29 protein-coding genes are annotated in these 24,402 nt (G+C 63.1%); 20 read left to right on the top strand and 9 right to left on the bottom strand.

Annotated features, from left to right (window positions below; translation table 11 throughout):
• Positions 1-24 precede the first annotated feature (24 nt).
• The gene (locus HGO38_RS29060) at positions 25-606 is read left to right on the top strand and encodes a DUF1349 domain-containing protein (RefSeq protein WP_250959275.1); all 582 of its coding nucleotides are present in this window, start codon (positions 25-27) and stop codon (positions 604-606) included.
• Positions 607-643: 37 nt separating this feature from the next.
• Here HGO38_RS29060 and HGO38_RS29055 read toward each other — a convergent pair whose 3' ends face one another.
• The 4 genes from HGO38_RS29055 to HGO38_RS29040 form a co-directional block, all read right to left on the bottom strand.
• Positions 644-1,003: a tRNA-binding protein gene (locus tag HGO38_RS29055; protein WP_250959274.1), complete on the bottom strand. Its 360-nt coding sequence runs from the start codon at positions 1,001-1,003 to the stop codon at positions 644-646.
• Complete coding sequence (gene proC, locus HGO38_RS29050) at positions 1,000-1,818, bottom strand: pyrroline-5-carboxylate reductase (protein ID WP_250959273.1); 819 nt, start codon at positions 1,816-1,818, stop codon at positions 1,000-1,002. Before proC ends, HGO38_RS29055 begins: the two co-directional genes overlap by 4 nt.
• 2 nt (positions 1,819-1,820) lie before the next feature.
• The gene (locus HGO38_RS29045) at positions 1,821-2,321 is read right to left on the bottom strand and encodes a type III secretion system chaperone family protein (RefSeq protein ID WP_250959272.1); all 501 of its coding nucleotides are present in this window, start codon (positions 2,319-2,321) and stop codon (positions 1,821-1,823) included.
• 503 nt (positions 2,322-2,824) lie between these two features.
• Positions 2,825-3,085, bottom strand: coding sequence for an accessory factor UbiK family protein (locus HGO38_RS29040; protein ID WP_250959271.1), 261 nt, complete (start codon positions 3,083-3,085; stop codon positions 2,825-2,827).
• Between the two features lie 224 nt (positions 3,086-3,309).
• Between HGO38_RS29040 and lgt the strand changes: the two genes are divergently transcribed.
• The 7 genes from lgt to HGO38_RS29005 all read left to right on the top strand — a co-directional run bounded on the left by lgt (position 3,310) and on the right by HGO38_RS29005 (position 11,694).
• Positions 3,310-4,122, top strand: coding sequence for a prolipoprotein diacylglyceryl transferase (gene lgt / locus HGO38_RS29035; RefSeq protein WP_502941662.1), 813 nt, complete (start codon positions 3,310-3,312; stop codon positions 4,120-4,122).
• 21 nt (positions 4,123-4,143) lie between these two features.
• A complete protein-coding gene (locus HGO38_RS29030) occupies positions 4,144-5,244 on the top strand; it encodes a class I SAM-dependent methyltransferase (RefSeq protein WP_250959269.1) in 1,101 nt (366 codons plus the stop codon).
• A gap of 128 nt (positions 5,245-5,372) precedes the next feature.
• Complete coding sequence (gene pgeF, locus HGO38_RS29025; protein WP_250959268.1) at positions 5,373-6,167, top strand: peptidoglycan editing factor PgeF; 795 nt, start codon at positions 5,373-5,375, stop codon at positions 6,165-6,167.
• Between the two features lies 1 nt (position 6,168).
• Positions 6,169-7,320 (top strand): M24 family metallopeptidase, encoded by a 1,152-nt coding sequence (locus HGO38_RS29020; protein WP_250959267.1) that lies wholly within the window; start codon positions 6,169-6,171, stop codon positions 7,318-7,320.
• 97 nt (positions 7,321-7,417) lie between these two features.
• A complete protein-coding gene (locus HGO38_RS29015) occupies positions 7,418-8,200 on the top strand; it encodes a hypothetical protein (protein ID WP_250959266.1) in 783 nt (260 codons plus the stop codon).
• Between the two features lie 113 nt (positions 8,201-8,313).
• Positions 8,314-9,246: a ribose-phosphate pyrophosphokinase gene (locus tag HGO38_RS29010; RefSeq protein WP_250959265.1), complete on the top strand. Its 933-nt coding sequence runs from the start codon at positions 8,314-8,316 to the stop codon at positions 9,244-9,246.
• Between the two features lie 165 nt (positions 9,247-9,411).
• Entirely contained in the window at positions 9,412-11,694 is a 2,283-nt protein-coding gene (locus HGO38_RS29005; RefSeq protein ID WP_250959264.1) for a methyl-accepting chemotaxis protein, read from the top strand.
• Positions 11,695-11,924: 230 nt separating this feature from the next.
• On the opposite strand, the gene HGO38_RS29000 is transcribed toward HGO38_RS29005, so the two are convergent.
• The 3 genes from HGO38_RS29000 to HGO38_RS28990 form a co-directional block, all read right to left on the bottom strand.
• On the bottom strand, positions 11,925-12,299 hold the full coding sequence (locus HGO38_RS29000) for a DUF779 domain-containing protein (protein WP_250959263.1): 375 nt from the start codon (positions 12,297-12,299) through the stop codon (positions 11,925-11,927).
• Between the two features lie 157 nt (positions 12,300-12,456).
• Positions 12,457-13,971 carry an aldehyde dehydrogenase gene (gene adh, locus HGO38_RS28995; RefSeq protein ID WP_250959262.1) on the bottom strand — a complete coding sequence of 505 codons (1,515 nt, stop codon included), beginning with the start codon at positions 13,969-13,971 and terminating at the stop codon, positions 12,457-12,459.
• 134 nt (positions 13,972-14,105) lie between these two features.
• Positions 14,106-15,065 (bottom strand): helix-turn-helix domain-containing protein, encoded by a 960-nt coding sequence (locus HGO38_RS28990; protein ID WP_250959261.1) that lies wholly within the window; start codon positions 15,063-15,065, stop codon positions 14,106-14,108.
• Between the two features lie 262 nt (positions 15,066-15,327).
• Between HGO38_RS28990 and HGO38_RS28985 the strand changes: the two genes are divergently transcribed.
• The 3 genes from HGO38_RS28985 (at position 15,328) to pth (ending at position 17,910) form a co-directional block, all read left to right on the top strand.
• Positions 15,328-16,134: a class I SAM-dependent methyltransferase gene (locus HGO38_RS28985; protein ID WP_250959260.1), complete on the top strand. Its 807-nt coding sequence runs from the start codon at positions 15,328-15,330 to the stop codon at positions 16,132-16,134.
• A 262-nt stretch (positions 16,135-16,396) separates the two neighbouring features.
• Positions 16,397-16,999 (top strand): 50S ribosomal protein L25/general stress protein Ctc, encoded by a 603-nt coding sequence (locus tag HGO38_RS28980; RefSeq protein ID WP_250959259.1) that lies wholly within the window; start codon positions 16,397-16,399, stop codon positions 16,997-16,999.
• Positions 17,000-17,178: 179 nt separating this feature from the next.
• Complete coding sequence (gene pth / locus HGO38_RS28975; protein WP_250959258.1) at positions 17,179-17,910, top strand: aminoacyl-tRNA hydrolase; 732 nt, start codon at positions 17,179-17,181, stop codon at positions 17,908-17,910.
• Between the two features lie 47 nt (positions 17,911-17,957).
• On the opposite strand, the gene clpS is transcribed toward pth, so the two are convergent.
• A complete protein-coding gene (clpS, locus tag HGO38_RS28970) occupies positions 17,958-18,269 on the bottom strand; it encodes an ATP-dependent Clp protease adapter ClpS (protein WP_250959257.1) in 312 nt (103 codons plus the stop codon).
• A gap of 283 nt (positions 18,270-18,552) precedes the next feature.
• Between clpS and ychF the strand changes: the two genes are divergently transcribed.
• The 7 genes from ychF (at position 18,553) to HGO38_RS28935 (ending at position 22,958) form a co-directional block, all read left to right on the top strand.
• Positions 18,553-19,656, top strand: a complete 1,104-nt coding sequence (gene ychF / locus HGO38_RS28965) for a redox-regulated ATPase YchF (RefSeq protein WP_250959256.1) — start codon at positions 18,553-18,555, stop codon at positions 19,654-19,656.
• A 151-nt stretch (positions 19,657-19,807) separates the two neighbouring features.
• Positions 19,808-20,278 (top strand): MaoC family dehydratase, encoded by a 471-nt coding sequence (locus tag HGO38_RS28960; RefSeq protein WP_250959255.1) that lies wholly within the window; start codon positions 19,808-19,810, stop codon positions 20,276-20,278.
• Positions 20,279-20,280: 2 nt separating this feature from the next.
• Entirely contained in the window at positions 20,281-20,742 is a 462-nt protein-coding gene (locus HGO38_RS28955) for a MaoC family dehydratase (RefSeq protein WP_250959289.1), read from the top strand.
• Positions 20,743-20,756: 14 nt separating this feature from the next.
• Entirely contained in the window at positions 20,757-21,236 is a 480-nt protein-coding gene (locus HGO38_RS28950) for a glutathione peroxidase (protein WP_250959254.1), read from the top strand.
• Positions 21,237-21,240: 4 nt separating this feature from the next.
• Positions 21,241-22,038 (top strand): helix-turn-helix transcriptional regulator, encoded by a 798-nt coding sequence (locus HGO38_RS28945; RefSeq protein WP_250959253.1) that lies wholly within the window; start codon positions 21,241-21,243, stop codon positions 22,036-22,038.
• Positions 22,039-22,111: 73 nt separating this feature from the next.
• Entirely contained in the window at positions 22,112-22,723 is a 612-nt protein-coding gene (locus HGO38_RS28940) for a LysE family translocator (protein WP_250959252.1), read from the top strand.
• Between the two features lie 67 nt (positions 22,724-22,790).
• Positions 22,791-22,958, top strand: coding sequence for a hypothetical protein (locus tag HGO38_RS28935; protein ID WP_250959251.1), 168 nt, complete (start codon positions 22,791-22,793; stop codon positions 22,956-22,958).
• Between the two features lie 51 nt (positions 22,959-23,009).
• Here the strand turns inward: HGO38_RS28935 and HGO38_RS28930 are convergent, their stop codons facing one another.
• Positions 23,010-23,555, bottom strand: coding sequence for an adenine phosphoribosyltransferase (locus HGO38_RS28930; protein ID WP_250959250.1), 546 nt, complete (start codon positions 23,553-23,555; stop codon positions 23,010-23,012).
• A gap of 169 nt (positions 23,556-23,724) precedes the next feature.
• On the opposite strand from HGO38_RS28930, the gene HGO38_RS28925 reads away from it, so the two are divergent.
• Positions 23,725-24,078 carry a hypothetical protein gene (locus HGO38_RS28925; RefSeq protein WP_250959249.1) on the top strand — a complete coding sequence of 118 codons (354 nt, stop codon included), beginning with the start codon at positions 23,725-23,727 and terminating at the stop codon, positions 24,076-24,078.
• Positions 24,068-24,400, top strand: a complete 333-nt coding sequence (locus HGO38_RS28920; RefSeq protein ID WP_250959248.1) for a type II toxin-antitoxin system PemK/MazF family toxin — start codon at positions 24,068-24,070, stop codon at positions 24,398-24,400. Before HGO38_RS28925 ends, HGO38_RS28920 begins: the two co-directional genes overlap by 11 nt.
• Positions 24,401-24,402 lie beyond the last annotated feature (2 nt).

Below are 24,402 nucleotides of genomic sequence, written 5' to 3'. Positions count from 1 at the left end.
CACTGCCCAGAGGAGGAGAAAGCCATGGCGTTCGACATCAAAAACATGACCTGGCTGAACCCGCCGCCGCACTCCGAAATGGGACCGTCGGGCCTCGTCCTGCGCACCGCCGACGGCACCGATTTCTGGCAGGGCACCTATTACGGCTTCCACCACGACAACGGGCATTTTCTCAGCTGCCCGCGCAGCGGCGATTTCACAGCCGAAATCAGCTTCACTGGCGACTATCAGACGCTCTACGACCAGGCCGGACTGATGATACGCTACGACGAGCACCACTGGATGAAATGCGGCATCGAATATACCGACGGCCTTCGCCATTTCAGCACGGTGGTGACCAATGGCCAGTCGGACTGGTCGGCGATGGCGCTGGCGAGCGATTTCGAGGTGATGCATGTGCGCGTGAGCCGGCTTGGCGATGCACTGTTCGTGCAATACCGGCTGGACGGTACCGGCCCCTGGCACATGGCGCGCCTGGCCTATTTCCCACCGCAGTTTGACGAGGTTCAGGTCGGCCCGACCGCCTGTTCGCCGAAGCGGGCCGGCTTCGAGGCCCGCTTCATGTCCTTCAGCCTGACCGATCCCGTGTCGCGCGACATCCACTGAAACGGAGGCAACCGCCTCCCCGCCCAGCGTGGCACGTCTACATCATCTTGCGGCCGTTCGGCACGGCCTGCTCGACGGCGGCCAGCACCACGGCGCCGGCCTCGTCCTCGAAACCGAGCGTCAGCACTTCCGAGCGGAACGGTCCGATCTGGCGCGGCGGAAAATTCACGACCCCGAGCACCTGCCGGCCGATCAGGCTTTCCAGCGTATAGTGCACGGTGATCTGCGCCGAGGATTTCTTGACGCCGATCTCCGGCCCGAAATCGATCTTCAGCTTGAAGGCCGGCTTGCGGGCCTGCGGAAAGGGTTCGGCCTCGATGATCGTGCCGACCCGGATATCGACCTTCTCGAAATCGCCGTAGGCGATCTCGCCGCTGGCGACGCCCGCCTCGCTCATACCGCCAGTTCCTCGGCGCGTTTACGGGCCGCGGCAATGGCCTTGTCGAACAGCGGTTGCATGCCCTCGTCGGCCATCAGCACCGACAGCGCTGCCGCCGTGGTGCCCCCCGGCGAGGTGACGTTCTTGCGAAGGATGGAGGCGTCGTCGGGGGACTGATGAAGCAGTTCACCAGCCCCCGCGACCGTTTCCCGCGCGAGACGCATGGCAAGGTCCGCCGGCAGGCCCGCTTTGCGGCCCGCCTCAGCCATGCACTCCACGAGATAAAAGACATAGGCCGGACCGCTGCCCGACAGCGCCGTCACGGCATCGATATCGGCCTCCGACTGCACCCATTCGACCGGGCCGCTGACCTTCAGCAGCCGGTGCACCTGGTCGCGCTGTTCGGCACTCACCTTGTCATTGGCAAAGGCGCCGGTAATGCCACGGCCGATCATCGCCGGCGTATTGGGCATGGCGCGCACCATGGCGGCTGGCCCGAGATGCGCCTGCATGCCACCAAGCGTCTTGCCGGCGGCCACCGAGACGACCACCGTATCGTCGCCGACCAGGCCTTTCAGGCCCGGCAGCACGGCATCCATGACCTGCGGCTTGACGGCGAGAAACAGAATGCCGGCCTTGAGATCGGCAGGGGCTGCCTGGGTAGAGGTCGCGCCAGCATCGCCAATCAGCGCCATCATCCGCTCGGACGGGCCGGGATCGATGACGATCACCGAGGAGCCGGGGATGCCGCTCTTCAGCCAGCCCGAAAGCATGGCGCCCCCCATATTGCCCGCACCCACGAGCACGATCGGACCAGCGACGGCAGCACTCATGCTTACGCTTCTCCGACAGTCTGGAACAACACCGCATCCATGGCGGCCTTGGCCTCCATGCCCGACCAGACCACGAACTGGAAGGCCTGGAAATAGGCCTCGCAGGCATCGATGGCGCTCGACAGCAGCACTTCGACCTGCTGGTTGGTCGGCTCCGCACCGCCGGCCAGGAGCAGCGACTGCCGGAAGATCACCACGTCTTCGTTGCGCCACAGATCGAAATGCCCCATCAGCACCTGGCCGTTGACATGCGACAGCAGGCGGATGATCTCGTTGACCCTTGCATCCGGCACGCGGATGTCGAAGGCGCAGGCCAGATGCAGGGCCTCGTATTCCTCCATCCAGGAAAAGGACACATGATAGTCGGCCCAGTGCCCTTCGACCGTCATGGCAATCTCGTCCTCGCCGGACCGCTCGAATGACCAGTCATTCGTTGCCGCGACGAACTCGATCATGTCGACCGGGTTGGACTGACGCTCAAATTGTATTTCCATTAGGCTCATGCGGCACCTTCTTGACCGGAATGAATGTGACAATCTGCGCAACGACATCAGCTGGACACACACGAATAACCGGGAACAACACTTCGGATGATTACCTGACGACCCCAAGGCTACGATCTACACCCTGCCCGAAACTTGCCGGGTTCGTTTCGAATCATCATTTAAAATCAGTGTATAATGCCAAGGAGCCAGCGCCAGCCCCAGAACGGCGATTTGCCTTTCAGCACTGTGGACAGCTGTTGGCGCGCTGTCTCAGGCAGGTGCCTTAAGCGACTCTGGCAATTGGCTTTTTTCAGGTCCCAAGGGATGTGGACAATAGGCCCGATTTTTTTCAACCAGGGCGACTATACGCCAGAAAGCAGCGGCATGCATCAGCCAAGCTGCGGATCGGTTCACGATTCGGTCTGCCAAATGCAGAATCAAAGCGGGTGGCCGAGCCGGAAAAGTTCCGGCATGGCCTTGGCAGGCCACCTTGAGCGGTGGCGCAGGCTGGGTCGGCCCGGTTATTTGCCGTCAGAGACGAGGCGCGCCTCGAGCGCTTCGATCCGGGCCCGCAGCGCATCGTTCTCGTCGCGCGCCTTGGCGGCCATCTCACGCACGGCCTCGAATTCTTCGCGCTTGACCAAGTCCATGGTGTTCAGCCAGCGTTCCGCCTGGGCATGAAACGCGGTTTCCATTTCCTTGCGCACGCCCTGTGCAGCACCCGCTGCATCGGTCATCAGCTTGGCGAAATCGTCCATAATGCGGTTCGGTCCGGTGGACATCAGATTGGCTCCCTTTTGCCTTCGGCGCCATCACTGGATATCGTGGACGGCGTAAATTCAGGTAGGCATTCACCTTTGCCGTTGCAAGGGAAAAGTCCCGCCTGCGGCAGGGACACCAGGGCACCCCGCACGATTCCATCTTGACCACCCCGCATCGGAACGCCATTTTCCGCCAAACCACAGAAAGCATGCCCTTGTTCACAGTAGCCGCCCAACTCGCCATAATGCCGTTCCCGGAGATCGATCCGGTGGCGATCGCCCTTGGGCCTCTCGCCATCCGCTGGTATGGCCTGGCCTATGTCGCCGGCATCCTGCTCGGCTGGTGGCTGGCGCGGCGCATGGTGAGCAAGGATGCGCTCTGGCCGGGACAGGTCGCCCCGCTGACCCACCGCCACCTCGACGACTTCCTGGTCTGGGTTGCCATCGGCATCGTTCTTGGCGGCCGGCTCGGCTATATCCTGTTTTACGATCTCGGCCCCATTCTCGAAGAGCCGATCCGCGCCATCCAGGTCTGGAACGGCGGCATGTCCTTCCATGGCGGCATTACCGGCGCCACCATCGCCATGATCCTCTTTGCCCGCAAGAATGCCATCCCGGCCTGGAGCCTGTTCGACATCGTCGCCAGCGTCGCCCCGGTCGGCATCTTTTTCGGCCGCCTTGCCAATTTCATCAACAGCGAACTCTGGGGTCGCACCACCGATGTCGCCTGGGCGGTGATTTTCCCGACCGGCGGCCCGATGCCGCGTCATCCAAGCCAGCTCTATGAAGCCTGCCTCGAAGGCCTTGTGCTGTTTGTCGTCCTGCAGATCCTGATCCACAACCGCCTGGCCCTTCGCACCCCCGGCCTCGTTACCGGCGTTTTTGTGTGCGGCTATGCGCTGGCCCGCATCTTCAACGAGTTCTTCCGCGAGCCGGACGTGCAGCTTGGCTATCTCTTAGGCGGCTGGCTGACCATGGGCATGGTCCTGTCGCTGCCGATGCTGGCGCTGGGGCTCTGGGCGATCCTTCGGGCGCGTCGCAGTGCCGCGAAGCGCTGAGCCGGAAGTGAGGCGCCCGACGTGACCACTGCCCTGAGCGACAAGATCAAGGACCTCATCCGTACCAGCGGCCCGATCAGCGTGACCGATTATTTCGCGCTGTGCCTGGCCGATCCGAATTTCGGCTATTACCAGACCCGCGATCCCTTCGGCCGGGCCGGCGATTTCGTCACCGCTCCGGAAGTCAGCCAGCTGTTCGGCGAGATGCTCGGCGTGTTCATGGTCCATGCCTGGCAGCGCCACGCCTGTCCCGCCCCCGTGCGCCTCGTCGAGGTCGGCCCTGGCCGCGGCACGATGATGGCCGACATGCTGCGGGTCATCGCCCGGCTGGCGCCGGATTTCTACCGCTCTTCCACGGTCCATCTGGTGGAAACCAGCGAACGGCTGCGCCAGGTGCAGCGCCAGACGCTGGCCGACCATATCGAGAAGATCGACTGGCATTCGGGCTTCGACGAATTGCCGGAGGGCTTTACGCTTTTGGCGGCCAACGAACTGTTCGACGCGATCCCCATCCGCCAGTTCGTCCGCACATCGGCCGGATTTCGCGAGCGCATGGTCGGGCTCGATGCGGACGGCGAACTGACCTTCACCGTCGGCATTGCCGGCCTCGACCCGTCGCTGCTACCGCTCGGCGCGTCCCTGCCGCCGATCGGCACCATTTTCGAATACGCGCCGGCCCGCCAGGCCGTGATGGTGGCGATCTGCGACCGCCTCACCCAATCCGGCGGCACCGCCCTGGTCATCGACTACGGTCATCTGTCGACCGGCTTCGGCGACACGCTGCAGGCGGTCCTCTCCCATGAATACGATCCGCCGCTGGCCCATCCCGGCCGGGCCGATCTGACCAGCCATGTGGATTTCGAGGATCTTGCCAGAACGGCGCAATCGGCTGGCGTGCATATCAACGGCTGTCTGCGCCAGGGCGATTTCCTGGTCGGTCTCGGCATCGAGGACCGCGCCTCGGCGCTCGGCCGCGACAAGAGTGCCGCCCTGCAGCGCAGCATTCTGGAAGCGGTCGACCGGCTGGCCGGCGCCGGCGAAGGACGCATGGGCGAACTGTTCAAGGTCCTGGCCGTTTCCAGTCCGCAGCTGCCGCTGGCACCATTCAGGCCGGTGGATTGACAGACGGCCTGCCAATGGTCAACATCGCCGCCGACCTGAGCCGGCATGCGATTACTGCACCGGCCCCCGCGGCAAACCCGGCGAGTGAACACCCGTCACCTCACCTCCAACGCCACAATCAGGACGCCATGCAGGATCACGCTTTCCCCAAGCCGCTCACCAGCCCGCTTCTCGCCGAAGCGTCGGAAAACCGTATCGAGCACGGCTTCTTCACCCGCCAGGGCGGCGTGTCCGAAGGCCTCTATCGCGGCCTGAATGTCGGGCTCGGCTCGAACGACGAGCGCGACCGGGTGCTGGAAAACCGGGCGCGCGTCAGCCGCTGGTTCGGCCTTCAACCCGAACGGCTGGCAACCGTCCATCAAGTCCATTCGCCCGATGTCGTCACGGTGTCGGCCGATTATGACGGCGCCCGGCCGCAAGCCGACGCCATGGTCACGGCAGTGCCGGGCCTGGTGATCGGCGTACTGTCGGCCGATTGCGGCCCCATCCTGTTTGCCGATCCGCACAATGGCGTGATCGGTGCGGCCCATGCCGGCTGGAAAGGCGCCCTGACCGGCGTTCTGGAAAACACCGTGGAGGCCATGGTGGCGCTCGGCGCCGACCGGCAACACATCGTCGCATGCCTCGGCCCGTCGATCAGCAAGGCCGCCTATGAAGTCGGCCCCGAATTCATCGAGCGATTCGTCGGTCATGACCCTGCCTATGGGGTGTTCTTCACGCCTTCGCCCAAAAGCGGCCACGCCATGTTCGATCTTCCGGCCCTGACCCTGAAGCGGCTGACCGATGCCGGCGTCAGGGCTGAGAGCCTGGACCTCTGCACCTATGCCGACCCGCAGACATTCTACTCCTATCGCCGCACGACCCATGCCGGGGAACCGGATTATGGGCGGCAGATATCCGCGATAGCCATCAAGGAGAACTGATATGGCACTGCAATTCGATACGGCCGAATATACCGGCCGGCTGGAACGGCTGACCGCCCGAATGCGCGACGACAAGCTCGACGCCGTGCTGCTGTTTGCCCAGGAAAGCATGTATTGGCTGACGGGCTACGACACCTTCGGCTACTGCTTCTTCCAGACCCTGGTGGTCAAGGTCGACGGATCCATGACGCTGCTGACCCGCTCGGCCGACCTGCGCCAGGCCCGCCACACCTCGACCATCGACGATATCGTCATCTGGGTCGATCGGGTCAACGCCGATCCGACCATGGACCTGAAGAACATGCTGAGCGAGATGGACCTGCTCGGCTGCCGCATCGGCGTCGAATACGACACCCACGGCATGACCGGCCGCGTCGCCCGCCTGCTCGACAACCAGCTGACCAGTTTCTGCCAGATCATCGACGCCTCCTACCTGGTCGGCGAATTGCGCCTGATCAAGAGCCCGGCCGAGATCGCCCATGCCGAACGGGCCGCAGCCCTTGCCGACGACGCGCTCGATGCCGCCCTGCCGCTGATCCATGCCGGCGGCGACGAGGCCGCCATCCTGGCCGCCATGCAGGGTGCCGTCTTTGCCGGCGGCGGCGATTATCCGGCCAACGAATTCATCATCGGCTCCGGCCCCGATGCGCTGCTGTGCCGCTACAAATCCGGCCGCCGCAAACTGGATGCCACCGACCAGCTGACGCTGGAATGGGCCGGCGTCAGCGCCCATTACCATGCGGCAATGATGCGCACACTCATCGTTGGCGAACCATCGGCGCGCCACCGCGAGCTCTATGCGGCCTGCGTCGAGGCCATCCGGGCGATCGAAACGGTGCTGCGCCCGGGCCACACCTTCGGCGATGTCTTCGACACCCATGCACGCATCATGGACGAACGCGGCCTGACGCGGCATCGGTTGAACGCCTGCGGCTATTCGCTCGGCGCCCGCTTCTCGCCCTCCTGGATGGAGCAGCAGATGTTCCATGCCGGCAATCCCCAGCCGATCCTGCCGGACATGACGCTCTTCGTGCACATGATCATCATGGATTCCGAGCGCAACACCGCCATGACCCTTGGGCACACCTATCTGACCACCGCCGAGGCGCCGCGCGCCCTCTCCCGCCATCCGCTGGAGCTGATCGTCAAATAGGCCGTCTAAAGGCGGAGATTGACAGAAGGGGCGGCTGGCTCCCATAAATTGCCAAGGGGGCGCACTGACACTGACAGAGCGAGAAGGACAGAACCCAATGCGGATCATCGGACTTGCGATTGCGACCCTTGGTCTGGCGCTTGGCCTGTCGGCCTGCAATACGTCCGATGCGCTGACCCCGCAGGTCGATGTCGGCACCAATGGCTCAAAGTCCTCAGGCCCCCTGACCGCCGCCGACCTCCAATCGGCCGCCAATGCAAACTCGCCACCGGGCGGCAGCGTCCAGCCCGGTTATGCCGCCAACCCGCAGAACAGCCTCGAAGCCCAGGCCCAGGCATTGTCGGCCGGCAACAATTCGGTGGCCTCGGCCCCGCTGTCCGCCCCCGGCGCCAGCCAATCCTCCGGCACCCTGCAGCCCGCACCATCGGCACCAGCCCAGCCAACCACGGCCGCGCCGGCCCAGCCGGCCGCTGCCGCAGCCCAGCAGACTGCGGCAGCGCCGACGGCCGCCGCCGTCGGCACCGTTCGCTTCCTGCCGATCATCGGCGCCCCGGTCCAGGCCGTGACACCCCTGTCGCGCCAGCTGGGCGCCGAGGCCCGCGCCAGGGGCCTGACCATCAAGGGCGCCAACGACCCCGCCAGCGAACATATCCTCAAGGGCTATTTTTCCGCCTTTTCCAGCGCGGGCAACGTCAATGTCGTCTATGTCTGGGATATCCTAGATGCCAATGGCGGCCGGATCCACCGCATCCAGGGCCAGGAAACCATCCGCTCCAACGCCACCGATCCCTGGTCGGCGGTGCCGGCCTCCATCATGCAGCAGATCGCCACCAAGACCATTCAGCAATACATGGCATGGCGACCGGGCGGCCGTGGCTGAGGCAGACAGTCACAAACTTTTCATTAAAAAAAACATGTATCGGCCTTAGCCTATTGCATTCGAAGGCAAGGACGCTAAAAAGCGCCCATCAGCATTGGAACGGGCGCGCCATAATGAAGGTTTTCGCAGGTAATTCGAACCGGCAATTGGCCGAGGCAATCTGCAAATATCTCAACGTTCCACTCGGAAAAGCCAGCGTCAGACGCTTCGCAGACCAGGAAATCTTCGTCGAAATCCAGGAGAACGTCCGCGGCGAGGACGTTTTCGTGGTGCAGTCCACAGCCTTCCCGGTCAATGACCACCTGATGGAACTGCTGATCATGATCGATGCCTTCAAGCGGTCCTCCGCCAAGCGCATCACCGCCGTGCTTCCCTATTTCGGCTATGCCCGCCAGGACCGCAAGACCGGTCCGCGCACGCCGATTTCCGCCAAGCTGGTATCCAACCTGATCACCGAGGCCGGCGCCGACCGCGTGCTGACGCTCGACCTGCATGCCGGCCAGATCCAGGGCTTCTTCGACATCCCGACCGACAATCTCTACGCCGTGCCGATCCTCGCCCGTGACGTCAAGGAACACTACGACCTCGCCAATCTGATGGTCGTCTCGCCTGACGTCGGCGGCGTGGTGCGGGCTCGCGCCCTTGCCAAGCGGCTCGACTGTCTGCTGGCCATCGTCGACAAGCGTCGCGACCGGCCGGGTGAATCGGAAGTGATGAACGTCATCGGCGATGTCTCCGGCAAGGACTGCATCCTGATCGACGACATCGTCGACAGCGGCGGCACGCTGTGCAATGCCGCCGAAGCGCTGCTCAAGCATGGCGCCACCAGCGTCACCGCCTATATCACCCACGGCGTGTTGTCCGGCGGCGCTGCCCAGCGCGTCGCGTCGTCGAAATTGCGCGAACTGGTGATCACCGACTCGATCCAGGCCACCACCGCCGTCCTCTCCGCCCCCAATATCCGCGTGCTGACCACCGCCAACCTGCTCGGCGAAGCGATCAACCGCACCAGCCAGGAAGAATCGGTTTCCAGCCTGTTCGACTGATCAGGTCCCGACCGATCTGCAGCATCCGCGACACCAATCGAGAGCCAAGCACGGCGGCGCCAAACGCGCTGCCACGGGCAAATGCCGTAATGCGGACTTAACTCTGCCGTAAACAATTTTGACGAAACTGCCCGGCATATTGAAATGCTGGAGGAGCAGTTTTTTATGTCACCTAACAATTTACCCAGTGCCCGGATCGGCGTCCTGTCGTCCGTCAAAGCCAAATTTGCGGCCCTTGTGGTCGGTGCCACGCTCGTCTCCTGCCTGTCGGTCGGCATCCTGAGCTACCAGGTCGGCAAGAGCGGCCTGATCGAGGCCAGCAAGCTGCGGCTGGAAGCGGTCGCCGCCAACCAGTCCAAGGCCCTGCGCGCCTACAATCAGCGTATCGAACAGTCGCTCGCCGAACTGGCCCAGAACACCGCCATCGGCGAGGCGACCGAAACGGTGGCAAACCTCGTCGGCATCGAGGCCAAGGACATCCGTAGCGCCTTCCAGGACAGCTCCAAGTCGATGGAAGAACGCGCCGCCTTCGACGGCGCCGGTCTGAAGCTGCTCTATGGCGTCCGCCATGCCGGCATCCACGGCACCCTTGCCAGCGCCCGCAAGAACACCGGCGTCAGCGACATCTACGTGATCGACAATGCCGGATTGATCGTCTACTCGGTCACCAAGGGCAAGGACTTCCTCAGCAACGTCTCCGAGCCGCAGAATGCCCCGTTGAAGGCCATCTACGACACGGCCAATGCGGGCCCGCTCGACCAGACCCACAATTCCGGTTTCGTCGCCATGACGACCGAGGACGACACGACCTCGGCCCTGATCGCCCGGCCGCTGGCCATCTCCGTCTGGGGGGATACCGTCAAGAAGGGTGTCATCATCATGCGCGTGGCAAGCGGCAAGCTGGCCGCCAGCCTGGCACCCGAGGGACTTGGCCAGACCATCGACGACGCCTTCCTGCTCAGCGACGCAGGCGCCATGCGCGGCGGCACGGTCTCGGCCGGTGCTGGCGCTGCCATCCCCGACGTCCTGGTCAAGGCGGCCAGCAGCGCCGCGCACGGCTCGGATTTCGCCCTCTCGGGCGATCGCAGCCTGTTTTATTCCTATCTGCCGGTCGAGCTGTTTGGCCAGAAGAACCTGCTCGTGGTCGGCCAGGACGAACAGACGGTTCTGGCCTCTGCCAACGAACTGGCCTGGTGGGCCTTCCTTGCCACCGTCGCCGTGCTGGTCGCCATGGGCGGCGTCGGCCTGCTGGTCTCCTCCGGCCTGACGCGTCCGCTGACCGATCTGGCCAATCTGATGAACCGCCTGAACCAGGGCGACAAGTCGATCGACATCCCTTCCGCCAATCGCGCCGACGAGATCGGCTCGATGGCCCGGGCGCTCGAATCCTTCCGCCAGAATGCGCTGGAAAAGGAACGCATGGAGGCCGATTCCGTGGCCCGCACCCGGCAGATCGACGATGAGCGCCAGCAGCGCGAAGTCGAAAAGGCAAGAAGCGCCCAGGAACTGGAAGAAGCGGTTTCGGCTCTCGCCACCGGCCTGCAGAACCTGTCGAACGGCAAGCTCAACCTGCGCATCAACACCGCCTTCGTGCCCTCGCTCGACCACCTGCGCATCGACTTCAACCAGTCGGTCGAAAAGCTGGAAGAGACCATCCGCAGCATCACCGCCAGCGCCGACACGATCCGCGGCGGCTCCGGAGATCTGAAGAGCGCCTCGGAAGACCTCGCCCACCGCACCGAGCGCCAGGCCGCCTCCCTCGAAGAAGCCGCCGCTGCCCTTGGCGAAATGACCGGCTCCGTCAATGACGCCCTGAAGCGTTGCGAAACCGCTGTCGGTGTCGCCGCCGACGCGCTGAACGGCGCCAAGGAGTCCTCGACCGTCGTCAATCAGGCGATCGTCGCCATGGAGCGCATCGAAAGCTCGTCCTCGAAGATCCGCCAGATCATCGACGTGATCGACCAGATCGCCTTCCAGACCAACCTGCTGGCCCTCAATGCCGGCGTCGAGGCGGCCCGCGCCGGCGAAGCGGGCAAGGGCTTTGCCGTCGTTGCCCAGGAAGTGCGCGAACTGGCACAGAAGTCCTCGGGGGCTGCCCGCGATATCAGCCAGCTGATCAACACCTCGACCACCGATGTCGAAGGTGGCGTGGCGCTGGTCTTGAAGACCGGCGAGAGCCTGCATCGCATCGAGGCCAATATCGCCTCGATCAACGAGCATATCGGCGCCATCGCCGCCTCGTCGCGCGACCAGTCGTCAAGGCTCGGCGAAATAAACGCCTCGGTCAACGATCTCGACCACGTCACCCAGCAGAATGCCGCCATGGTCGAACAGACCACCGCCGCCGCCTTTGCGCTGGCCAGCGAAGCCGATGGCCTGAACGACCAGGTCAGCCACTTCGCCATCGGCCAGTCCCGCCCCCAGGCCACCACCCGCCGCGCCGCCTGATCGACACCGGCCCGCACAGATTAGAAACCTCGCGCTCCAAAGAGCCGCGGGGTTTTTCCACCTCCCCCCTTGAGGGGTGAGGTCGCGCGGAACGCGCGGGTGGGGGTGATCTTTTGATGTCTGCGAGCGTGGCCGGTCACCCCACCCCGGAGCTTCGCTCCGACCCTCCCCCTCAAGGGGAGGGTGTGGCTCGGCATCCCGCCAGAGCCAATCAGTCCTCTCTCGAAACTCTATACCGGCAGCGGGCAGGCTTCGCCGGCGCCGAACAGCTTCGAGCGGGTCAGAAAGCGCCGCTCCCGGCCATTGTCGAGCGAGAACATGCCGCCCCTGCCCGGCACCACGTCGATGATCAGCTGCGTGTGTTTCCACACCTCATACTGGCTGCCGCTGATATAGACCGGCACGCCGCCGATCTCGCCGAGCTTCACATCCGTCTCGCCGACCCGGTAGTCGCTGGCCGGATAGCACATCGGCGAAGACCCGTCGCAACAGCCGCCCGATTGGTGAAACAGAACATCCGGATGATCTTTTCGGATTTCCGCCAGAAACGAAAGCGCCGCATCGGTGGCGATGACGCGCGGTTCGGTGCCTGCAGTGTCAGTCATGACGGCTCCTTCCAAAGATGGTGCAACGGGCAACACCCTCCCCTTGAGGGGGAGGGTCGGCACGTCAGTGCCGGGGTGGGGTGACCCTTTGCGGTAGACGATCACCCCCACCCGCAGCTTTGCTGCGACCTCCCTCCTCAAGGGGGAGGTGGAAGCCTCAGAAGAACCCCAATGCTTTCGGGCTGTAGCTGACCAGCATGTTCTTGGTCTGCTGGTAGTGGTCGAGCATCATCTTGTGGGTCTCGCGGCCGATGCCGGACTGCTTGTAGCCGCCAAACGCCGCATGGGCCGGATAGGCGTGGTAGCAATTGGTCCAGACGCGGCCGGCCTGGATGTCGCGGCCGAAATTGTAGCAGCGATTGGCATCGCGGCTCCAGACGCCCGAGCCGAGGCCGTAAAGCGTGTCATTGGCGATCTCCAGCGCTTCGGCATCGTCCTTGAAGGTGGTGACCGAGACGACCGGCCCAAAGATTTCCTCCTGGAACACCCGCATCTTGTTGTGGCCCTTGAACACCGTCGGCTTGACGTAATAGCCGCCGGCGAGATCACCGGAGAGGTTGTTGCGCTCGCCGCCGATCAGCACTTCGGCGCCTTCCTGCCGGCCGATATCCATGTAGGACATGATCTTTTCCAGCTGCTCGCTGGAGGCCTGGGCGCCGATCATCGTCGACATGTCGAGCGGATTGCCCTGTTTGATGGCGGCAACGCGCTTCAGCGCCTTTTCCATGAAGCGGTCGTAGATCTTTTCATGCACCAGCGCCCGGCTCGGGCATGTGCAGACCTCGCCCTGGTTGAGCGCGAACATCGCAAAGCCTTCCAGCGCCTTGTCGAGATAGTCGTCGTCCTCGCGCATCACGTCTTCGAAGAAGATGTTCGGCGACTTGCCGCCCAGCTCCAGCGTGACGGGAATGAGGTTCTGGCTGGCATATTGCATGATCAGCCGGCCGGTCGAGGTTTCGCCGGTAAAGGCGATCTTGGCGATGCGCGGGCTGGTGGCGAGCGGCTTGCCGGCCTCGAGCCCGAAACCGTTGACGATGTTCAAGACACCCGGCGGCAGCAGGTCGCCGACCAGTTCGGCGAACACCAGCATCGAGGCCGGCGTCTGTTCGGCCGGCTTCAGCACCACGCAATTGCCGGCGGCGAGCGCCGGGGCAACCTTCCAGGCGGCCATCAGGATCGGGAAATTCCACGGAATGATCTGGCCGACCACGCCGAGCGGTTCATGAAAGTGATAGGCGATGGTGTCGCGGTCGACTTCGCCGATCGTGCCTTCCTGGGCGCGAATGCAGGCGGCGAAATAGCGGAAATGGTCGATCGCCAGCGGAATGTCGGCCGCCATCGTCTCGCGCAGCGGTTTGCCATTGTCCCAGGTCTCGGCACGCGCCAAAAGTTCGAGATTGTCCTCCATGCGCTGCGCCACCTTCATCAGGATGTTGGAGCGCTCGGTGGTCGAGGTGCGGCCCCATTTGTCCTTGGCGGCATGGGCGGCGTCGAGGGCCAGGTTGATGTCGTGCTCGTCGGAGCGCGCCACTTCGCAGAGCTTGCCGCCGGTCACCGGCGTGGTGTTGTCGAAATAGCAGCCGTTGACCGGCTCGACCCACTGGCCGCCGATGTAATTACCATAGCGCAGCTTGAACGGCGTATTGGCAATGGCTTGGACCTGGATATTCATGTGATCATCCTCCCTGATGAAACGCCCGACCGGGCCGATGGGAGGAAGATCGCTGCGAATGCCCTTGAGGAGTAGTGCAGCATTTCAATGCCGCAGCGCACACTGTTTCAGTTGTGCGACATATACCGGGCGTGTCAGTGCACCGAGAGCCGCTTCATCTTCCGGTGCAGTGTGGCGCGGCTGATGCCGAGCACCTGGGCGGCCTGCGAGACATTGCCATTGGTGCGCGACAGCACGCGGCGCAGTGCCGCCCGCTCCGCTTCGGCGAGATCCGAACCGCCATCGCTGCGCTCTTCCCTTAGAGCGTCGGCCGCCGGCATGCCCTGGGCGATCACGGCATCGTCGATCTTCAGCGCCAGCCGCGCCGCCCGGGTCGCGCCTAAAATGAGATCGTCGGCATCGACCGCCAAAAGGGCGGCGGTGGAAAACCCTGTGGCCGGCACCATGACGATGCGAGCGGTCGGAAAGGCCATGCGGAACAGGTTTGCCTCAATGCGGCCCGCCACGTCGCGCACCGCCTGCGACAGGATGGTCAGCGTCATGTCGGTGACATCATGCCGGCAGGTGGAAATGTCGAGTGCGGCCGCCACCCGGCCGAGATGGTCGCGGATCGGCGCCGTGGCGCAGCTGAGCGCGATATTGGAGCTTAAGAAATGCTGATCGCGGTGGATCACCACCGTGCGCTCGTCGGCCAGTGCCGTGCCGATGCCATTGGTGCCGACGCTCGCCTCGCTCCAGACGGTCTGCTGCCAGAGGCCGAGACTGCGGAAATCCGCGTCGTCGCCGGCAGCGCCCCGCCGGTCGAGCACCACGCCGTTGCGATCGGAGAGAATGAGGCAGCAGCCCGAACGCCCGACGGTCTGGAACAGCCGGTCGAATTCGTCGGCGCCGGCCACCACCAAATGCTCCATGCGCTCGCGGGCCTGGTGGAATTCGGCATTATCCAGCACCTGCGGCTTGCGGATCTCGTCCGGCGCCAGCTGGTGCACGTCGAGGCAGCGCCGCCAGGATGCGGCAATCGGCGAACTCGCGGCGGCAGAATTCTGCAGCGCCACGGAATAGACCCTGTCGGAATGGCTCGGATCGTTGCGCATGTGCTCCTCCCAAAGCATGTACCGGTCCACGATCCTTCGGCCAGAAACGCTTCAACGGAAATGGCCGGCCTCACGCCGGTGTCACTTGACGCGAAGAACTGTCGCAGATCTGCGACAAATGGCAAGTGCCGGCCGCCACGCCGCAGTGACCCGTCACGCCACGGTCGCGTGTTTTCGCGGACAGGCAATAAATCCCACTCGGGCAATTGCTGTCACTGCGGACGCAGAGATAAGAATAGCTCCCGAAACAGAGGATGCAGATGTGACCGACGCAACGGCGATCGACGAGGATCCCGGCTCCTTGCACGCAAAGGCATGGGCCGAAGAGTACCAACTCATTGACCGTCAGTTGTCCCCGCTTGGGCTATTGGCCATGCAGGAGTTACAGCTGGTTTACGGGCAGACCGTGCTGGACGTCGGCTGCGGCACTGGACAAACGCTTCTGCAACTGGCCGAGCGGGTTGGGGACAAAGGCCTGGTCATCGGCGTGGATATCGCTGGGCGACTGCTTGAGGTCGCCGCACGAAGGACCACGCAACTCGGGCAGGTTAAACTGATAGAAGCCGATGCCCAGACGCTTGATTTGCCGCCTCACAGCGTAGACGCCATATTTTCTCGATTCGGCGTGATGTCATTCAATGACCCGGTCGCCGCATTCTCGAATTTCCGCCGATTGCTGAAACCCAACGGAAGACTCACCTTCATTTGTTGGCAGGCTATGCAGAAGAACGAATTGGATCGGTTTCCGCTGTTTGCGGCGGGCTTTCGTTCAGCCTCTGACGAAAGCCCGTTCAGTTTTGCGGACCCAACGCATGTCCAAAGTATCCTCGCTACCGCCGGATTTAATGACATTTTTATTACGCCCCACGAAGAACTCGTTACGAGCGGTGATCTCGAAGCGATGACGCGGGTCTTACAAAAAGTGGGCCCACTCGGTAAGATCATTCGAGAGAACCCGGTAATCCACTCGACGGCCGAGCCAAAGTTACGGAAGGCTCTGGAAAGCCTTGGTGATCCGGCCAAGGTGCAACTGATGGCCTCAATATGGATAGTGCAAGCTCGCGCTTGAGCAATTATGGAGGAGTTGTCGTGGTCTCGCGACCGTCAAGGACGTGCGCGATCCTATGTGTGCTGGCACCATTCCTCCCGCAAATGCGGAATATCGCCGGGTTATCTTGCCTTTCGCTACCGCTTGTACTATAGGGCCCCGGTCCGCGCAGACACCCTTGGAGGCAATGCGGATGGGTTTCTTGTAAAGAGAGCTCCAGTTTCGCCCTCACCCTTTACCGGGTCATGGCGTAACTCTCCATATAATCTCGAAAGGTAAAACCATGAGCCACGCATCTTATGAGCTCAAGGCCGAGGCACGCGAACGGGTTGGTAAGGGGTCCTCCCGTGAACTTCGCCGCAACGGCTTTATTCCCGCTGTCATCTATGGTGACAAGCAGGCCCCGATTTCCATCGCGCTCAGCACCAATGAGGTGACCAAGCGCATTCACGCCGGCGGTTTCATGACCACCGTCGCTACGATCGACGTCAACGGCGAAAAGATCACGGTCCTGCCGAAGGACTACCAGCTTGATCCGGTCCGCGACTTCACCATGCATGTCGACTTCCTGCGCGTCACCGCTGACAGCCAGGTGACCGTCGAAGTTCCGGTTCACTTCTTCAACGAAGACAAGTCGTCGATCAAGACCGGTGCCGTGCTGAACATCGTTCGCCACGAAGTCGAGCTGTACTGCCCGGCCAACAACATCCCGGAATTCATCACGGTCGACCTCGCAGGTCACAAGATCGGCGACAGCCTGCACATCTCGCATGTCAAGCTGCCGGCTGGCGTCACCCCTGTGATCACCGACCGCGACTTCACGATCGCCACGATCGTTGCTCCGGCTGCCGGCGCTGCCGACGAAGAAGTCGCGACCGAAGAGTAATCTTCACCGTCGATCGACACCTGTTGCATCCCGTCTCCCCACAAAGGAGGCGGGATTTTTGTTTGCGGGTCGTGCGTGAGGCCGGCTACCTTCCCGAAAATCGCCCGGTACGGCTTGACTTCCCGCCCATTTGGCTGTCGGGACAGGGCGGAAAAACGTCACAGAAAGCGGATCCCGCCATGATCATCGTTGCAGGCCTCGGCAATCCCGGTGCAAAATTCGCCGCCAACCGCCACAATATCGGTTTCATGGCCGTCGATGCCATCCATCGCCGCCATGGCTTTTCGCCCTGGTCGAAGAAGTTCAAGGGCGAGATCGCCGAAGGCGAGATTGCCGGCGAAAAGGTGCTGCTGATCAAGCCGCAGACCTTCATGAACCTGTCGGGCGAATCCGTCGGCGAGGCCATGCGTTTCTACAAGCTCGGGCCGGAGAGCCTGATCGCCATCTATGACGAGCTGGATCTCGTGCCCGGCAAGGCCCGCATCAAGACCGGCGGCGGCCATGGTGGCCACAATGGCATCAAGTCGCTCGACGCCCATTGCGGCAAGGACTACCGCCGCCTGCGGCTTGGCATCGGCCATCCCGGCCACAAGGACCGCGTCCACGGCCATGTGCTCGGCGATTTCGCCAAGAGCGACCGCGACTGGCTCGACCCTTTGATCGAGGCCCTGGCCGACAATGCCACCATGCTGGTCAAGGGCGAGGACTCGCAGCTCCTCAACAAGCTGGCGCTTGCCGCCGGTGTGAAGCCCGACGACGAGCCGGCCAAACCCGCCAAGGCTTCGAAACCGGCCGCCCAGTCCCATATCCGCCAGGCCCGCAATTTCAACCAGCCCAAAGCCCTGCCGACCACCGGCCCGATGGCTGCCATGCTGCAGAAAATGTTCGGCAAGAAGGACAGCGAGGAGTGAGCGAGGCTCAAGCCTCGCCTTCCTCTGCGCAGATGTCGTGACCGCCCCTACTCCTCCGGCTCGGCGGTGAACATCAGCGGGAAATCCATGCTTTTGGCGAGATCCATCGCTTCCGCAACCTTGGTTTCGGCAATGTCCTTGGCGCAGACGACGATGACGCAGGAGCCCAGTTTGTGGGCGGTCATCATGAAGCGATAGCCGGTCTCCTCGCTCATGTGGAAGACCACCTTCAGCACCAGCGTCACGACCTCGCGTGGCGTGTAGTCGTCATTGTGCAGGATGACCTTGTAGAGCTTGGGCTTGTCGAGCTTGAGCTCCGTCTGCTTCTTGGGCTTCAAGACAGTATCATTGTCTCTCATCGGATGCTCCGCGACGACTGGGTAAACGGAAAGGGCCAAACGGGCCAATGGTCTGTAAACCAGCCGCATGACGAAGCCATGGCAAGACGGACCGGTTGCGATTGTCAGGGGTCCTGCCGGTTGCCCTTCAAAAGCGGCAATCGGTGGATGATGCAAATCTAGGGCAAATCCGATCCTCTCTCAACCCCGGAATCCGCAGCTTTGCGCCCACAAGCCTTGACCTTGCCACGCCCTTATCCCATAGGCACTGCAAACGAATTCTACCAGGACAGGGTTTCAGGCCATGGGCTTCAAATGCGGTATCGTCGGACTGCCGAATGTCGGCAAGTCCACTCTCTTCAACGCGCTGACCAAGACGGCGCAGGCGCAGGCCGCCAACTATCCGTTCTGCACCATCGAGCCGAACACCGGCGAAGTGGCCGTTCCCGATCCGCGCATGCAGACATTGGCGTCTGTCGCCGGCTCCAAGGAGATCATCCCGACCCGCATCTCCTTTGTCGACATTGCCGGTCTGGTGCGCGGCGCCTCGAAGGGCGAAGGCCTCGGCAACAAGTTCCTCGCCAATATCCGCGAAGTCGATGCGGTGGTGCATGTGCTGCGCTGCTTCGAGGATGACGACATCACCCATGTCGAAGGCCGTATCGATCCGGTCGGCGATGCCGACACGATCGAGACCGAGCTGATGCTCGCCGACCTCGAAAGCCTGGAGCGCCGCGTTGACCAGACCCGCAAGCGCGCCAAGAGCAACGACAAGGAATCGCTGGCCCAGCTGCCGGTCATGGAAGCCGTCCTCAAGCTGCTGAACGAAGGAAAGCCGGCCCGCCTGCTGTTGAAGACGCTGGCTGCCGACGACATCGAGATCCTCAAGGGCCTGAACCTTCTGACCTCGCATCCCGTGCTTTACGTCTGCAATGTCGCCGAAGCCGACGCGGTGGACGGCAATGCCCATACCAAGGCCGTCGCCAAGATGGCCGAGGAACAGGGCGCGGAATGCGTGATCATTTCGGCGGCCATCGAATCGGAAGTGGCCCAGCTGCCGGAAGAGGAAGCCAAGGAATTCCTCACCGCATTGGGCCTGGAAGAGGCCGGCCTCGACCGCCTGATCCGCGCTGGCTACCACCTGCTCGACCTGATCACCTATTTCACCGTCGGGCCGAAGGAAACCCGCGCCTGGACCATCGTGCGCGGCACCAAGGCACCGGCCGCAGCCGGCGTCATCCATACGGATTTCGAACGCGGCTTCATCCGCGCCTTCACCATCGCCTATGACGACTACATCAATTTCAAGGGCGAAGTCGGCGCCAAGGAAGCCGGCAAGGGCCGCGACGAAGGCAAGGAATATGTCGTCCACGACGGCGACGTCATCCATTTCCGCTTCAACACCTGAGCCGCCACAGCCGGCCAGAGACAGCAACGCCGCGATCCGATCGCGGCGTTTTTCGTTTCTGCCGCTCAATGCGCAAGTGGTAATCGCCACTCCTTGAATTTAGCTCCGTGGGCGGCCATTCTGCGCCGAAAAGCAAACGAGGACACGCCGCATGCCATCGCCCACCCTCTATTTCGAGGATTTCCATCCCGGCCGGATCTTCGATCTTGGCCCGAAGACCGCCCAGGCGGATGAAATCATCGAATTCGCGCAGGAATTCGACCCGCAGCCGATGCATCTGTCGGAAAAAGCTGGCGCCGCCAGCATTCTCGGCGGCCTCTCCGCCTCGGGCTGGCACACCAGCGCCATGTTCATGCGCATGATGATCGAGTCCTATCTGCTGACGTCTGCCTCGGAAGGGGCCCCCGGCATCGATGTCATGGAATGGAAAAAGCCGGCGCTGGCCGGCGACACGCTCTCCGGCCGCTCGATCGTCGAGGCCGCAAGGCCGCTGCGCTCGCGCCCGCAGATCGGCATCGTCAACTTTCGCCACGAGCTCGAAAACCAGCGCGGCGAAACGGTGCTGATGTCGAAGAACGCCATCATGTTCCGCCGCCGGACAGTCGAGGGTGAAGCCGCGTGAAAATGATCGAGCTCTACCCTGCCGGCCACAGCTTCACCGTCGGCCAGAAACAGTTCACCGCCGAAAGCATCATCCGCTTCGCCACGAAATTTGATCCGCAGCCCTTCCATATGGACGAGGAGGCCGCCAAATCGTATGTCTTCGGTGCGCTCTGCGCCTCGGGCTGGCACACCTGCGCGGAATGGATGCGCTGTTTCGTCGATTACTGGACCGCGGAAAGCGCACGGCTGATGAAAGAGGGCGTGGCACCGCCGAAAGTCGGCCCCTCGCCCGGCTTCAAGGATCTGCAATGGCTGAAACCGGTCTATGCCGGCGACACCATCACCTATACGGTGACCATGCTGGAGAGCCGCCCGCTCGCCTCCCGGCCGGGCTGGATCCTGAACCACAGCCGCAACGAGGGCACCAACCAGAATGGCGAGCCGGTGATGCGCTTCACCGCAGCACTTTTGGAATTCGAATAGGCAAGGACAGACCCATGAACGTTTATGATTTCCAGGCCACCGACATCCGCGGCAAGAGCCGAAACCTCTCGGAATTTTCCGGCAAGGTGCTGCTGATCGTCAACACTGCCAGCGCCTGCGGCTTCACCCCGCAATACGAAGGCCTGCAGGAATTGCAGGACAAATATCCGGACGATCTCACCGTGCTGGCCTTCCCCTGCAACCAGTTCGGCGCCCAGGAAAAAGGCAGCGACGCCGAGATCGCCACCTTCTGCGACCTGACCTTCAAGGTCAGCTTCCCGCTGTTCTCGAAAATCGAGGTCAACGGCGACGGCGCCCATCCGCTCTACAAATACCTGACCCATGAAGAGCCCGGCATTCTCGGCACCGAGGCGATCAAGTGGAATTTCACAAAATTCCTGATCGGCCGCGACGGCGTGCCGATCGCCCGCTATGCCCCGACGACCACGCCCGCCGCCATCGAGCCGGATGTCGTCAAGGCGATCGGCGCCTGAACCCATGGCGGCGCAGACCGGCTTTCGCGTTGTCGAGACCATCCAGCCCGGCCTGCGCGCCGTGCTGGCCGACACGGCGCATGCCTTTCCGCGCCATAGCCATGACGAATTCGGCATCGGCCTGATCGAGGCCGGCGGCCAGTTGTCGGCCTCCGGCCGCGGCCAGGTGACGGCCGGTGCCGGCGACGTCATCACCGTCAATCCCGGCGAGGTCCATGACGGCAGCCCGCTGCGCAACGAGAACCGCCGCTGGCGCATGCTCTACCTCGAGCCTTCACTCATGCGCTCGCTGGCAGACGGCATCGATCCTGAGGCGGGTGGCCAGGGGGAGTTCCACGCACCCGTGCTCTCCGACCGCCGCATCGCCCAGCGCTTCGCCCACGCCTACCGCGGGCTGTCCGAGCGCTCGTCGCTGGCCGGCGAAGAAGCCCTGCTGACCCTGACGGCCGGTCTGCTGTCCGCAAGGAGCACCTGCCTGGCCGACCCCTTGCATCCCGGCCTCAGACGGGTGAAGGCGCTGATCGACGATGCGCCGGATGCAGATCTCAGCCTGGCCCTGATGGCCGACGAGGCGGGTCTCAGCCGCTTCCAGGTACTGCGCGCCTTTGCCGCCCATTACGGCCTGACGCCGCATGCCTATCTCATGCAGCGCCGCGCCAGCCGTGCCCGCGCGCTCATCCGGTCGGGCCGTCCGCTCGCAGACGTCGCCTTTGAGGCCGGTTATGCCGACCAGAGTCACATGACCCGCGATTTCCGCCGCCGCTACGGCCTCACCCCGGCCGCCTTCGCCGGACAGCGTTGACGCTGCAATTGTGTTCAAGACCGCAGGCCGCCGCGCCCGCTATCGTCTCCTGAAGAGAAACGGAGCGTACAGCATGCTTTTGGAATTCACCCTGACATCCCTGATCGTCATCGCCACGCCGGGAACCGGCGCCCTCTACACCATCGCCATGGGTCTCGCCCAGGGACGGGCGACCGCGATCGTCGCCGCCTTCGGCTGCACGCTCGGCATCGTGCCGCACATGGCGGCCGCCATGGTCGGACTGGCAGCACTTCTGGCCACCAGCGACACCGCCTTCAACATCCTGAAGCTCGCCGGCGCGCTCTACCTGATCTGGATGGCCATTTCGGTCTGGCGCGACACGTCTCTGCTTGCGCCTCCCGGCGAAACCAGACAGCAGGGGGCCGCCAAGATCATCCGCCATGCCGTGCTGATCAACCTGCTGAACCCGAAACTGTCGATCTTCTTCCTGGCGCTGCTGCCGCAATTCGTCCATCCGGACGATCCCGGCGCCCTTGCGGCCATGACCGGCTACAGCCTCGCCTTCATGGTGATGACCTTCGTGATCTTCGCCCTCTACGGCACCTTCGCCGCCATGGCCCGCGACAAAGTCCTGTCCCGTCCGCAGCTGACCGTGCTGATCCGCCGGATCTTTGCCGCCGGCTTCCTGCTGCTCGGCATCCGTCTGGCCCTGGCCGGACGATGAGAACCCGGCATGGAACCGTTCGGCCTTGCTGCCGTTCTCCCCTCAGTCACAACAACGGGAGACGACCATGCACAAGGACAAGCGACAGGCCGAGGCGGATGCCAAGGTCGACACCGATCACCGCGTTATCGTGGCTGGACCGGAAGCCCATGCACGCGAAGGCAAGGGCGACGCTGCGACGCCTGCAAAGACTAAAGAGTCCGACAAGACCAATAAGGGTATTTCCAAACCCTAAGGGTTGGTCGAGGCGCCCGCCCCTCTCGCGGAACGCCACGGGGTCTAAACCTCAGTGGCCGGAAAACTCGACCAGCGTGCGCACTTCGACACCCAGCGCCTCGAGTTTCTTGCGGCCGCCGAGATCCGGCAGGTCGATGACGAAGCAGGCAGAAACCACATCGGCGCCGATCTGCCGCAAAAGCTGCACGGCGCCGACCGCCGTGCCGCCGGTGGCGATCAGGTCGTCGACCAGGATGACCTTCTCGCCCGGCTGCACCGCATCGACATGCATCTCCATCTCGTCGACGCCATATTCCAGGCTGTAGGCAATGCGCACGGTGGTGTGCGGCAGCTTGCCCTTCTTGCGGATCGGCACGAAACCGGCCGACAGCTGATGCGCCACCGCCCCGCCCAGGATGAAGCCGCGCGCCTCCATGCCGGCGATCTTGTCGATCTTCAGACCCACATAGGGCTGCACCAGCTCATCCACCGCCCTGCGAAACGCCCGCGCATTGCCCAGCAGCGTGGTGATATCGCGAAACACGATTCCGGGCTTCGGATAATCGGGAATGGAGCGGATGGAATCGAGGAGGTAAGTCTGTGCTTCGGGGCTCATGATGGTCCGTGAGGTGATGAGGATTCGGGCGCAAATTGACCCTTCGCTTAGGCAATGTCCATCCCTGCGACGATCAATTTCGGTGTCGAGTGGAGGGGATTGACAGGGGATGGAGCGCATATAGAGTACCCCCTATGCACCCCTCACCAACACGCTTGGAGAGCGCGCCGTGGAACCCCGCATCAAAATTGCCGATACCGCCATCTGGTTCAAACACGTGGACAGCATCGAACTGCAGACCAGGCTCCGCACCATGCGTGCCGAGGAAGGCATTCACCTCGAAGCCGACGGCGTGATCGGCCGATGGGTCCGCATGAAGACGGGCAAGGACGGCAGGCCGACCGATGCCATTCGACCAGACGGCAGCATGAAAGAAATCTGGAGCGAGTGGTACAGGACCAGGCGCGGCGAAGTCATTTCGCTCCGGGAAGTGCGCATGTCGGACGACTATCTTCGCAATATCGCCAGCCTGTTTCCTGAATGGGACAGCAAGGAAGACGACGAGGCATTCCGTGATCTGTGAGCGGTACGAGACGATCGTCGTGCCGTTTCCCTTTGCCGATATACCCGTCCTGAAACGACGGCCGGCCGTTGTCCTGTCCGGTCCCGGTTTCAATGAGCGCAACAACGCCACCGTCGTGGCCATGGTCACCACCGCCAAGGCCTCGTCCTGGCCGAGCGATGTTCTGCTGGCGGATCTGGAAGCTGCCAACCTTCCACAAGCCTGCGTCGTGCGCTGGCGCCTGGCGACGATTCCCAACGAGCTGATCCTACGCCGGCTTGGCGCGCTCGGACCGCTGGATCGTCTGGCCTGCGAACGGGAATTTGCCAATATTCTGATGTAGCG

This window comes from Rhizobium sp. CG5 (genome assembly GCF_023701945.1).
GTDB lineage: Bacteria > Pseudomonadota > Alphaproteobacteria > Rhizobiales > Rhizobiaceae > Allorhizobium.
The sequence above is the reverse complement of the archived record's forward strand: the minus strand, read 5'-3'. Positions and strand labels throughout refer to the sequence as shown.